The following is a 13,195-nucleotide window of genomic DNA, read 5'->3' on the forward strand; positions in this document are numbered from 1 at the left end:
GGTGACGCTACGGGTTCAACGCCGCCTTCGGACGTAGCGCGTGCAGAAGGACTTGCATCAATTGCAGTTGGCTCGAATGCATACGCCAAAGGCACGAGCTCCACGGCTGTAGGCGTACAGGCTTACACGTCGGCGGCTGACGCGGTTGCTTTGGGCTCAGGCTCGGTGGCAAACACGGCGAACACCGTTTCGGTTGGTAATGACGGCACGAGTTCTTACACGGCGTACGACGCACAAGGCGTTGCGTACACCATCAAGAACCAGGCTAACACCCGCCGTCTCGTCAACATGGCCGCAGGTCAGAATGACACAGACGCAGTGAACGTGGGTCAGTTGAAGGGCGTGACCGCAGCAATTGGTGGTGGCGCAGCAGTTGGGCCGGACGGCAAGGTCGTAGCGCCGACGTTCGAAGTCAACGGTCAGAACTATGACACGATTGCAGATGCCATCAATGCTGCAGCAGTCAGTGGCGGCGGTACGGATGCAAACGCGGTTGCCTATGACAGCACGGCGAAGACCAAGGTCACGTTGGGTGGCGGCACGGCCGGCACCACGATCGCTAACGTGAAGGCGGGTGCCGCTGACATGGACGCAGTGAACCTGGCGCAGTTGAAGGCGGCTGGTCTGAGTGTTGACACGGCGGGCAAGGTGACGAACTCGTTCGTGGCGTACGACAGCACGGCAATGGGCAAGGTCACGCTGGGTGGCGGCACGGCTGGCACGACGATCGCAAACGTGAAGGCCGGTACCACGGCAACGGACGCAGTGAACCTGGGTCAGTTGACGGCTGCAGGCTTGACCGTTGACACGAACGGCAAGGCAACCAACGCATTCGTGGCGTATGACACCACGGCCAAGGGCAAGATCACGCTGGGCGGCGGCTCGGCTGGTACGACGATCGCGAACGTGAAGGCGGGTGCCGCTGACATGGACGCAGTGAACCTGGCGCAGTTGAAGGCAGCAGGCTTTAACGTTGACACGAACGGCAACGCAACCAACGCGTTTGTGGCGTATGACACCACGGCCAAGACTGGCGTGACGCTGGGCTCGGGTTCGGCTGGCGCGCAGATTCACAACCTGGTTGCAGGCACAACCGCAACGGACGCAGTGAACCTGGCGCAGTTGACGGCAGCAGGCTTGAACGTCGATACGGCTGGCAATGCAACGAACTCCTTCGTGGCGTACGACAGCACGGCGATGGACAAGGTCACGCTGGGTGGCGGCGCGGCCGGCACCACGATCACGAACGTGAAGGCTGGTACCACGGCAACAGACGCAGTGAACTTCTCGCAGTTGAAGCCCGTAGTTGATGCACTGGGCGGCGGCGCGGCGATTTCCGCGGCGGGTGTTGTAACCGGTCCGACGTACAGTATCAACAACCACAAATCGTATAACGTGGGCGATGCATTCAAGGACGTGGACCAAGGCTTGTCGGACTTGAACAGCGCGGTTGCAGCAATCACGGCGGATACGGGTGGCGCAGGATTGGTCGCTCAAGACGCTACGACGAGAAACATCACCGTAGGCAAGATGACTGACGGCACGGTTGTCGACATGACAAATTCGTCGGGTGTTCAGCGTACGATTACCGGTGTAGCTGCCGGTGCTGTGAACTCGTCGAGTTTCGACGCCATCAATGGCTCGCAACTGGCTGGTGTTTCATCGAGCTTCGCTACTGCAATCGGCGGCGGCGCAATGATGAACCCTGATGGTTCGATCACGCAGCCTTCGTTCAGCGTGGGTGGCGACACGGTACATAACGTTGGTGACGCAATCACCAACCTTGACGGCCGCGTTACTTCCAACACGGACAGCTTGGTGAATCTGCAAACCACGGTGAATAACATCACCAACGGTGGCGGAATCGCTAACCCGAACGCGGTGGCGTATGACTCGTCGGCACACGACCAGATCACCTTGGCTGGTAACGGCACGGCTGGTACGAAGTTGACGGGCCTGGCGGCTGGCGATATCTCGTCGGCTGACAGCACGGACGCTGTAACGGGCGGTCAGTTGTACGCTACGAATGCAGAAGTCGCTGCCCTGCAAAACACGGTGCAGAACTTCAACACCACCGGGACCGCGGGTATTGGCATCAACGGTAAAGATGGTAAGGACGGTGCACCGGCGGCAGCAGCATCCGCCAATGGCAGCGACGCAATCGCCATGGGTGACAATGCTTCGGCTTCCGGCGATCACGCAATCGTGATCGGCGGCGGTGCGACGGGTACGAATGACGGCGTGATTGCAATCGGCGGCAACGCCGGTGCGTCGGGCAAGGACTCCATCGCTATCGGCAACGGCGCCTCGGCTCCGGCAGACAACGCTGTGGCATTGGGTGCGCATTCGGTGGCGGATCGTGACAACACCGTGTCGGTTGGCTCGGCAGGTAACGAACGCCAGATCACGAACGTGGCAGCGGGTACACAAGGTACAGATGCAGTCAACCTGAACCAGATGAACTCGGCAGTGGGCGGTATTGCTCGCAAGGCGTACAGCGGTATTGCGGCAGCCACAGCGCTGACCATGATCCCGGACGTCGACGCGAACAAGACGTTGTCGATTGGTATTGGCGGCGGTACGTTCCAGGGCTATGCAGCAACGGCTATCGGCGGCACGGCTCGCATCACGCAAAACATCAAGGTGCGCGTGGGTGCAGGCTGGAGCGCAGCAGGGACGACGGTTGGTGCAGGTGCTTCGTACCAGTGGTAAGCAAGGTTTGATTGGAAGCCCGGTTCGGAAGAGCTGGGTTTCCGAAGACCTGAAAATTTAGATTGTTCTGCTGTACCGTAGTAATTTCAGCGGGTTCTTCTTTCGAGGAACCCGCTTTTTTTATTTGAAACCAGCCGCTATGGCGCGTTACCCACGCGTCTCTTGTTGAGCACGTCCTTGGCCTCGGCCAGGCGTTCGGCAAAATCGGGTCCGCGCGCCAGCGCCACGCCGACCGCCAAAATGTCGCCAATCGCCAGATGCGAAATCCGCGAAGTCATCGGCGAAAAAATATCGGTGTCCTCGTCTACATTCGCGAACAGGCTGACGCTTGCCATACGGGCGAGCGGCGAATTGCCATGCGTAATGGCGATCACTTTCGCATTGCCAGCCAGCGCCGACTTCACCGCATCCAGAATGTCTCGGGTACGTCCTGTATTTGAAATCACGACGACCACGTCGCCAGCACTCAAAAGCGCGGCGGAGGTGGTGTAGGTGTGTGGATCGGAATAGGCAACGCTCGGCACGCCGAGCCGGAAGAACTTGTGCTGGATGTCGAGCGCGGCGATACCCGAGCCGCCCGCACCATAGAATTCGATACGCCGGGCATCGGCTAATAACGAGATGGCTGTCGCCACGCTATCCGACGACAAGCTATTGCGCACCTGCAACAACGCGCCAATTGTCCGGTCCAGAACTTTGGCCGCCACGCCGGCGGCGGGTTCGTCGGCCCGGACGTCGCGAAAAACGGAGGGCGCGGGAACATCGGAGGCAATGCTTTGGGCCAGCCGGATCTTGAACTCGCGGAAACCTGAAAAGCCCAACGCGTGGCAGAAACGGGCGATAGTCGGCTGGCTAACACCGGCGCGCCTCGCGAAATCGGTCATTGCGAGGTCCACCACTTCTCGCGGAGCGTCGATCACGTAATCTGCAAGCTTGCGCTCGGAAGGGCGCAATTGCTCGCGCATTGCTTCGACTTGGGACAGCAACATCAGGAATCTCGCCTATGCTGGAATTGGAGGGACTATAGCTGACGCGTGGATATGTACAAAAACTACATGAATAATTGCAGTTCGAAGTTCGCGTCAAGCCATGATGTTGAGCTTCGCTTCCTTAAAACAGGGCGCGTAGGGGTTTTCCAGATAGCGATAATGTAGTTTTTCTACTAAGATCCGTTTGATCCGCTCGTTTGAGCAAATTTCATCCCGGCGTGCCCGGATGTTCGCCGACCCCAGGCGAAGGAGTCTCGATGGTTTCCCCTCATTCGCATCTCGCCAAGGTCACCAAACGTGTAATCGAGCGCAGCAGGCCGACGCGCGCGGCCTATCTGGCCCGAATCGCCGGCGCACAAGGCCATTTTCCAGCTCGCGGCGCGCTTTCCTGCGCCAACCTCGCGCACGGTTTTGCCGGCATGGAGGGCCAGGAAAAGATTTCGATCCGGTCAATTCGCGAGCCGAACATTGGCATTGTTTCGTCTTACAACGAGATGCTTTCGGCCCACGCGCCCTTCAAGAATTATCCCGACATCATCAAGCAAGCGGCGCGGGAGGCCGGCGGCGTTGCGCAATTCGCGGGCGGCGTGCCGGCCATGTGCGATGGCGTGACACAAGGCAATGCCGGCATGGAGCTATCGCTGTTTTCGCGTGAAGTCATTGCCATGAGCACGGCCGTGGCGCTGACCCACAATATGTTCGATGCCGCCCTGTGCCTCGGTATTTGCGACAAGATCGTTCCTGGCTTGCTGATAGGAGCGTTGCAATTCGGGCACTTGCCGACCATTTTCGTGCCGGCCGGTCCAATGACAAGCGGCTTGACCAACGACGACAAAGCCAAGGTCCGCCAGTTGTTCGCAACCGGCGGCTGCGACCGTGAAGCGCTGCTGGAAGCAGAAGCCGCGGCCTATCACGGCCACGGCACCTGCACGTTCTACGGAACGGCCAACAGCAACCAGATGCTGATGGAAGTCATGGGCCTTCATCTGCCGGGCTCTGCGTTTATTCATCCGCACACGCCGCTCAGGGACGCGCTCACAGCCGAGGCGGCGAGGCGAGTGCTGGAGTTGACCGCTGAGCGCGGACACTACACGCCCGTAGGCCATGTGGTCGATGAAAAAGCCATCGTGAATGGCATTGTTGCATTGCTGGCAACAGGCGGTTCGACCAATCACACCTTGCACCTGGTGGCAATAGCGCGGGCGGCGGGGATTGTTATCGACTGGAATGATTTCGACGAACTCTCGCAGGCCGTGCCGCTCACCGCGAGGATTTATCCGAATGGGAAAGCCGATGTGAATCACTTCCACGCAGCCGGCGGCATTGCGTTCCTGGTGCGGGATCTGCTGGAAGCCGGTCTGCTGCACGAGGACGTGCAAACTGTCGCGGGCCGCGGCCTCGCCCATTACACGCGCGAACCCAAATTGATCGACGGCAAGTTGCAATGGATCGAAGGTTCCGCAACCAGCCACGATACGAAAGTGCTGCGCACCCACAAGGAACCTTTTGCGCCCGACGGCGGCCTGCGCCTGATGCAGGGCAAGCTGGGACGCGGCGTGATCAAGATATCGGCGGTGGCGGAAGCTCACAGGCAGGTCAAGGCTCCGGCTATTGTTTTCGACTCGCAGGAGCAGGTGCAAGAGGCTTTTGACCGAGGCGAGCTAAAACGGGATTTCGTGGCTATCGTCCGCTTTCAGGGGGCGCGCGCCAATGGCATGCCGGAGTTGCACCGGTTGACGCCGCTTCTCGGCGTCTTGCAGGACCAGGGCTTTCATGTTGCGCTTGTCACGGACGGGCGTATGTCCGGCGCGTCGGGCAAAGTGCCGGCGGTTATCCACATATCTCCGGAAGCGTTGCTGCAGGGGCCGTTGGGCAAGGTGCGCACGGGCGACACCATTGTCATCGATGCAAACAGGGGCGTGCTGGACATAGAGATCGATGCAGGCGAATGGAACGCTCGCCCGGTCGAACAGCCGGCACATCAGGCGCAGAACGAGGTCGGATTCGGACGGGAACTGTTCGGAGTATTCCGCGCCGCTGCCATGCAGGCGGAACTTGGCGCGTCGGTGTTTGGTCCCATGGTCGGCGAGCAGGCTAACCGGGCAAGTGCAGAATCCGAACCACAGGAGCAGAAGAGATGAGATCAGTAAGTGAGATTGTGCGGCTTGGGCCGGTCATACCGGTGCTGGCGTTTGAATCGGCGGAACAGGGCGAGAACGTGTCGCGCGCATTGCACGCAGGCGGCGTCAAGGTCCTCGAGATCACGCTTCGCACGAAGGCGGGACTCGAGGCAATCGAACGCGCTTGCGGACTGGCGGATGACATAGTCGTGGGCGTTGGCACCATTACGCGGCCCGAGCATTGCGGGCAAGCGAAGAAAGCAGGCGCGCAATTCGGCGTCTCGCCAGGATTGACGAAGGACATTCATTCGGCGGCTCTCGATGCCGGTTTGCCTTTGTTACCCGGCGTCATGACGCCGACAGATATCATCGTGGCCCTGGAACTGGGCTATGAGATCGTGAAGCTGTTTCCAGCACAACAGGCGGGCGGCGTTGCGATGCTCCAGGCGCTGAACGGGCCTTTCCCCGGTCTGAAATTTTGCCCGACAGGGGGCATTACTGCCGAAACCGCGCCGAACTTCCTGGCGTTGCCGAACGTGGTGTGCGTTGGCGGCTCGTGGTTGACGCCGAAGGCAGCGCTGGCTTCGCAGAACTGGGAGGAAGTAACGCGCCTCGCGCGTGCCGCCAGCACGCTGGCGCCGGCCCAGTAAGGGGCACAAAGATGGCTACGAAGCCCCTGCGTTCACTGCGCGGGGGCTTTTTCACATTGGGACGCGACCGGAAGGCACGTTTCTCCCTCTGCAAGTAAAATCCCCCCGGTTGAACCTCGACTGCGCGAAGGCATGAGGCGAGTCCGCCGCGGCGCAGCATTTCTTTAGAACAAATCCGGAGGCGTTTTCATGGAGCCAGTCCACGGCAGCATGCTGCTGGTGTACGCGGTCATTGCCATAGCATTGCTGATACTGATGATCACGCGGTTCAAGGTCTATCCATTCCTTGTCCTGATCATCGTGTCGTTATTGCTGGGTCTCGCCGTTGGCATGCCAATGGACACCATTGTCAAGGCGTTCGAAACCGGCAACGGCAACACGCTTGGACACATTGCGATTGTGGTTGGCCTAGGCACCATGCTTGGCAAGATGATGGCCGAGTCCGGCGGCGCGGAGCGGATCGCGAACACGCTGATTGACCGGTTTGGCGAAAAGCATATCCACTGGGCCATGATGTGCGTGGCGATCATCGTCGGCCTGCCGGTCTTCTTTGAAGTCGGTTTTGTGCTGCTGATTCCGATTGCCTTCAACGTGGCTAAACGAACCAACAAGTCCTTGTTGCTGATCGGCTTGCCCATGGTCGCCGGTCTTTCCGTGGTGCATGGATTGATTCCGCCTCATCCGGCCGCGTTGCTCGCCGTGCAGGCGTATCACGCGGATATTGGCCGCACGATCGCTTATGGACTGATAGTTGGCATTCCCACTGCAATAGTCGCGGGACCGCTGTTTGCGCTCTTGATCAGCAGGCATATCAAGCTGCCTGAGAATAATCCGCTCGCGGCGCAGTTTATAGATTCACGCAAGGAAGGCGAAACGCGCGAGTTGCCGGGCTTCGGGATTACGCTGTTTACCATCTTGCTCCCGGTCATCCTCATGCTGGTTGGCAGTTGGGCCGACCTGGTTTCCGCGCCCAAATCGCTGCCCAATAACCTGCTGAAATTCGTAGGCAACGCGGACGTTGCCTTGCTTATTGCGGTGTTGTTCAGTTTCTGGAGCTTCGGCGCTTCACGTGGATTCAATCGCGAGCAGATCCAGAAGTTCTGCGGCGACTGCCTCGCGCCCATTGCGGGCATTACGTTGATTGTAGGAGCGGGCGGTGGCTTCGGTAACGTGCTGCGTGAAAGCGGGATATCGCAGCAACTGGTTGCCACTGCATCTGCCGCGCATTTGTCGCCATTGCTGCTTGGCTGGTTCGTGGCCGCGCTGATCCGGCTTGCCACAGGCTCCGCCACCGTCGCCATGACCACGGCATGTGGAATTGTCGCGCCCATAGCGGCGGCGTCGCATGGCGCGGTGAGTGCTGAATTGCTGGTGCTTGCCACGGGCTGTGGATCGCTGATTTTCTCGCACGTGAACGACGGCGGCTTCTGGCTCGTGAAGGAATACTTTGGCATGACGGTGGGCCAGACATTCAAGACATGGTCGCTTTGCGAAACGATTATTTCCCTCATGGGTTTGGGTTTGACCTTTGCGCTTGCGACGGTCGTATAAGGAGATATTTATGATATTGATCGTGATGGGCGTATCCGGTTGTGGCAAGACCACAATAGGCGAAATGCTGGCCGAACGGCTGAAATGTGATTTTGCTGATGCCGACAGTTTTCATAGTCAGGCAAACAAGGACAAGATGCACAAGGGCATTCCCTTGACGGATGACGACCGCTGGCCGTGGCTGAATGCGATTCGCGCTTCCATTGTCGAAAAGCGTGCTGACGGCACCACGCATGTCTATGCGTGTTCGGCGCTCAAGCGTGTTTATCGTGACATTCTTCGCAATGGCGACAAGGACGTGACCTTTGTCTATTTAAAGGGAACCGAGGAATTGCTGAAAGAGCGTATCAAGACGCGCAAGGGTCATTTCTTTGATCCTGCGTTATTGAAAAGTCAACTGGACACACTGGAAGCTCCGGGCCCAGATGAAGCAATTGAAGTGGATATTGCGTGGTCGCCGGAAAAAATAGTGAATACTGTATTGAGTGAAATGGACTACCGGTAACTCCGGTTTTTAGCGCATGATTCAGGCCTGCGGCATGCAGGCTTTGTAAATACCACACCGGTTCAGTGCAACGCTGGACCGGTTGCGGTTATCCGGACTACGTTAAAAGTTCGGACTGCGACACAGTTGATCCGCCGGACTCGCACATTGCAGGCGTGGCGCAAGGCTCGCGACATGTAGAAACCACGGCGTCGGCATGCAGCGTGACGCGCAACGTGTACGAGCTTCACGCTTGCGTGCCGAATTGCTGACTCAACAAGACGTGCAGATAACGTTGCATAACCCGGCAATGGGGACAGGAGATAGGTTTGCATCTAAAAGCCGCTGTCTCTAATTAAAACGCCAAAAGCGTTGCGGGGCCGACCTTGCAATACGTTTTGGTATCCGAAGGTTTTCCGAACTGAAACGGCTGGTAAATGTTTTTATGCGCCGCCGCCGCGCTTGTCTTCTGCATCAGTGTTTCCAGAAGCACGCTTAGCGCTGGCCGCCGGCGCTTTAAGACTTCTCTGGTATCGATGCAGTTGATTCGCAAGGAGAATTGCACCGCTCTCATTGCAAAATGGGCTTGAAGCACATTCCTCCTCGGGGAAACCGCATGTCCCATCAAGTGACCTGACTTCCCCCCTTAACTTCAGCAATAAAGGTAATTCAAGATGGCGATTCAATTAAAAGATCCGTCCCGGGCGGTGATCACATCGGTGGGCGGGGCGCTCAACGGTGGCACGGCAGACAGCACCACGCCGGTCATCAAGGGCACGGCGGACGCAGGTGACATTGTCGATGTTTACGATGGGGTGCGCTGGCTTGGCTCGGCAGTGGTCGCAGCCAACGGCACATGGTCGTTCACGCCTGCCACGCCGATCAAGGCTGGCACGCACTCGTTCGCGGCAATTGCCCATGACAGCGATGGCAACTACGGTGACTCGTCGGTGCCGATGAGCGTGCAGATCAACGCCGGTATTGTTCCGCCGGCGGCACCGTCGGTTGATTCGGTGACGGATAACGTAGGCCCGATCACAGGTCCGGTGCCGAAGAACGGCACGACCGACGACAACGACCCCACCATTGCCGGCAAGGGCGTGGCGGGTGACGTGGTGCACGTGAAGGACAACGGCACGGAAATCGGTTCGGCAACGGTTGACGCCAACGGCAACTGGTCGTTCAAGCCGGTCACGCCGCTGGCTGACGGCTCGCATGACATTACAGCTACGCAAACGGATCCGAAGACCGGAGCCACCAGCCCGGCATCGGCTGACTGGCCGTTCAAGGTCGACACAACCGCACCGGTTGCACCAGTCATTGTTTCGGTCAACGACGCAGTAGGCCCGATCACGGGTCCGGTGCCGAAGAACGGCACGACCGACGACAACGACCCGACCATCAAGGGCACGGGCACGGCGGGCGACGTGGTTCACGTCATGGACAACGGCAAGGAAATCGGCACGGCAACGGTTGACGCTTCGGGCAACTGGTCGCTCAAGCCGGCTACGCCGCTGGCCAATGGCGCGCATGACGTTACGGCCACGCAGGCGAACCCGGCAACGGGCAAGCTCAGTCCCGTATCGGCCGACTGGCCGTTCACTGTGGCCGCTGCACCAGCAGCACCGTCGGTTGATTCGGTGACGGACGCAGTAGGCCCGATCACGGGTCCGGTGCCGAAGAACGGCACGACCGACGACAACGACCCCACCATTGCCGGCAAGGGCGTGGCAGGTGACGTGGTGCACGTGAAGGACAACGGCACGGAAATCGGTTCGGCAACGGTTGACGCCAACGGCAACTGGTCGTTCAAGCCGGTCACGCCGTTGGCTGACGGCTCGCATGACATTACGGCTACGCAAACGGATCCGAAGACGGGCGCCACCAGCCCGGCCTCGGCTGACTGGCCGTTCAAGGTCGACACAACCGCGCCGGTTGCGCCGGTGGTCGTTTCGGTGAACGACGCAGTAGGCTCGATCACGGGTCCGGTGCCGAAGAACGGCGTAACCGACGACAACGACCCGACCATCAAGGGCACGGGCGTGGCGGGCGACGTGGTTCACGTCATGGACAACGGCAAGGAAATCGGCACGGCAAAGGTTGACGCGTCGGGCAACTGGTCGTTCAAGCCGGCCACGGCGCTGGCTGACGGCGCGCATGACATTACGGCCACGCAGGCGAACCCGGCAACGGGCAAGCTCAGTCCTGTATCGAACGACTGGCCGTTCACCGTGGACACGTATGTACCGCCCGCGCCGTCAGTTACTTCGGTAACGGACGCAGTAGGCCCGATCACGGGTCCGGTGGCGAAGAACGGCACGACCGACGACAACGACCCGACTATTGCGGGCCGGGGCATCAGCGGCAGCACCGTTCACGTCATGGACAACGGCAAGGAAATTGGCACGGCAACGGTCGACGCTTTGGGCAACTGGTCGCTCAAGCCGGCCACGCCGCTGGCTGACGGCTCGCACGACATCACGGCCATGCAAACGGATGCGGTAACGGGTGCAACCAGCCCGACCTCGACGGACTGGCCGTTCAAGGTCGACACAACCGCGCCGGCTCCGGTGATTGTTTCGGTGAACGACGCAGTAGGGCCGATCACGGGTCCGGTGCCGAAGAACGGCACGACCGACGACAACGACCCGACCATCAAGGGTACGGGTGTGGCGGGCGATGTCGTTCATATTAAGGACAACGGCACGGAAATTGGCACGGCAACGGTCGACGCGTCGGGCAACTGGTCGTTCAAGCCGGCTACGCCGCTGGCTGACGGCGCGCATGACATGACGGCCACGCAGACGAACGCGGCAACGGGCAAGGTAAGCCCTGCATCAGCCGACTGGCCGTTCAATGTTGTCACCACGCAACCCCCGGCAGAAACCGTATCGATCACGGGAATGGTGGATAACGCGTTGGGCACGCATCTGGCGCTCGCTAACGGCGGGACCACGTTTGACGCGAACCCCACGGTGAACGGTACGGTGTCGACCGCGCTGCAGACCGGAGAGACGCTCGTGGTTTACCGGGACGGGGTCAAGGTAGGCACCGCCACGGTGAACGGGAAGTCCTGGTCGTTCCAGGACTCAAATGTACCTGTCGGTAACCACACGTACACGGCCGACGTGGTGAGTGGGACGAGCCACGGCACTGTGTCGAACTCGTATGCCTTCACGGAGATCAGCACTGTGGGCCAGGTCATGGCCTTCAACAACCCAGCAGATAATAAAGCTTATTACGCCATAAACGTTGGCAACGCATTCTCCTCTGGCGGAGTCTTTGGCATCGCGGTCGACTCTGGTTACGGGCCATATTCCTTCGGCCCGGGCTTCAGTAGTGGTGGTGGGGGGGGGTGGGAGGTCAGTCCAGGTATATGGATCGCGTCGGTGTTTGGTTTCCCTTGGGAGCCGAGTCTGGCGTCGCCTGTTTATGTAGGGCTCACAACAAAATTTGGCTATTATCTTCCGGGAAGTACTACTTATATCCCGCTTGACAGTGGCAATCTAGCAAAATTTGCTACTCATCTAGGCGTGTGGTACAACTTTGATTCAGGTACCCTCCCTACCGGCGTCTCCGCTGTGCATCTGGACACCACGGTTGCCACGGACGACACGGCAACCACGCACGGCCTGTTAGGCGCGGCAGCGGCTGCCGATCCGGCAACCGACGCTCAGGCGCAGCACACCGCGGTTGGCGATCACCAGTCCTTCACCGGCACGTCCGGTCACGACACGGTGGACCTGAACATGGACCCGGCTGCCTACTTCAAGGAATCGACGGCTCACATTCAGGGCAGCACGGCGCATCCTGTGGAAGCAGCGGGTGCAGCGCCCGCTGTGAACACGCTGCACCTGACAGGCGATCACCAGATCCTCGACCTGACCTCGCTCACCGGCAAGACGGCGGCGGCGAAGATTTCGGGTATTGAAGTGATCGACCTGGGCGGCCATTCGAACAACCTGAAGCTCTCGCTTTCGGACGTGCTGAACCTGGGCGAACAGGACCTGTTCCAGAAGGACGGCCACCAGCAGATGATGGTGAACGGCTCGAATGGCGACACCGTGGACCTGTCGAACGCGCACATTGCGGGCGTGGCTGACGGTCAATGGCAACAGGCAGGGACGGCGCAAGTGGGCGGCGTGACGTACAACGTCTACGAACACTCGGGTGCGCATACCGAACTGCTGGTTCAGCAAGGCGTGCAAATCGCCCTGCATAACTAAGCAAGTTTTGTAGCGGCTGGCGGTTGCTCCAGAGAATCGCCAGCGAAACAGCAGCACAGTCGGAACAAAAGCCGTTGCGGGAGCAATCCCGCAACGGCTTTTTCGTTCTTGCGCAACCGGCGTTTCCCGGTCGAAGGTCCGAACCTTGCCTGACAAAAATAGATGGGCACAACGCATTGACACCACCCGACCGCGCTGCTGCCTATGTCGGATTCCACGACGCCCCGGCATCTTGAAAAAGGTCATCACAGTGGTTTTATTTTATTTTTATTTAAAGATACAACACGGTTTTCTGCATCAAGATCAAGCAAAGTCAAAAATTCTATAAATCGCTGCGTAAGCTTGATGTAATTAGGATTTTTCCGGTTTATACGCTTCATACCTCGTTTCAGAATCTGCAACGCGCATGAGCCGTGTGCATAGCGTCCATTTGCGCGACCCGCAGCCTGCACGCCATTTCGCG

At 59.3% G+C, this 13,195-nt stretch carries 7 protein-coding genes; 6 read left to right on the forward strand and 1 reads right to left on the reverse strand.

The window, feature by feature from the left end:
- Positions 1 to 2,712: YadA-like family protein (locus AWB64_RS18705; RefSeq protein WP_060856930.1), on the forward strand; the 2,712-nt coding region annotated here is incomplete at its 5' end.
- A gap of 137 nt (positions 2,713 to 2,849) precedes the next feature.
- Here AWB64_RS18705 and AWB64_RS18710 read toward each other — a convergent pair.
- Positions 2,850 to 3,701, reverse strand: a complete 852-nt coding sequence (locus AWB64_RS18710; protein WP_060856931.1) for a MurR/RpiR family transcriptional regulator — start codon at positions 3,699 to 3,701, stop codon at positions 2,850 to 2,852.
- A gap of 257 nt (positions 3,702 to 3,958) precedes the next feature.
- Between AWB64_RS18710 and edd the strand changes: the two genes are divergently transcribed.
- The 5 genes from edd (at position 3,959) to AWB64_RS31625 (ending at position 12,732) form a co-directional block, all read left to right on the forward strand.
- Positions 3,959 to 5,842 (forward strand): phosphogluconate dehydratase, encoded by a 1,884-nt coding sequence (edd, locus tag AWB64_RS18715; protein WP_060856932.1) that lies wholly within the window; start codon positions 3,959 to 3,961, stop codon positions 5,840 to 5,842.
- On the forward strand, positions 5,839 to 6,471 hold the full coding sequence (eda, locus tag AWB64_RS18720) for a bifunctional 4-hydroxy-2-oxoglutarate aldolase/2-dehydro-3-deoxy-phosphogluconate aldolase (RefSeq protein ID WP_060856933.1): 633 nt from the start codon (positions 5,839 to 5,841) through the stop codon (positions 6,469 to 6,471). Before edd ends, eda begins: the two co-directional genes overlap by 4 nt.
- A 189-nt stretch (positions 6,472 to 6,660) precedes the next feature.
- Positions 6,661 to 8,022, forward strand: a complete 1,362-nt coding sequence (locus AWB64_RS18725) for a GntP family permease (RefSeq protein WP_060856934.1) — start codon at positions 6,661 to 6,663, stop codon at positions 8,020 to 8,022.
- A gap of 10 nt (positions 8,023 to 8,032) precedes the next feature.
- Entirely contained in the window at positions 8,033 to 8,527 is a 495-nt protein-coding gene (locus AWB64_RS18730; protein WP_060856935.1) for a gluconokinase, read from the forward strand.
- Positions 8,528 to 9,180: 653 nt separating this feature from the next.
- Positions 9,181 to 12,732, forward strand: a complete 3,552-nt coding sequence (locus tag AWB64_RS31625; RefSeq protein ID WP_157766657.1) for an Ig-like domain-containing protein — start codon at positions 9,181 to 9,183, stop codon at positions 12,730 to 12,732.
- The last annotated feature ends 463 nt before the right edge of the window (positions 12,733 to 13,195 follow it).

Origin of the sequence: Caballeronia sordidicola, assembly GCF_001544455.2 — a bacterium.
Classification (GTDB): domain Bacteria; phylum Pseudomonadota; class Gammaproteobacteria; order Burkholderiales; family Burkholderiaceae; genus Caballeronia; species Caballeronia sordidicola.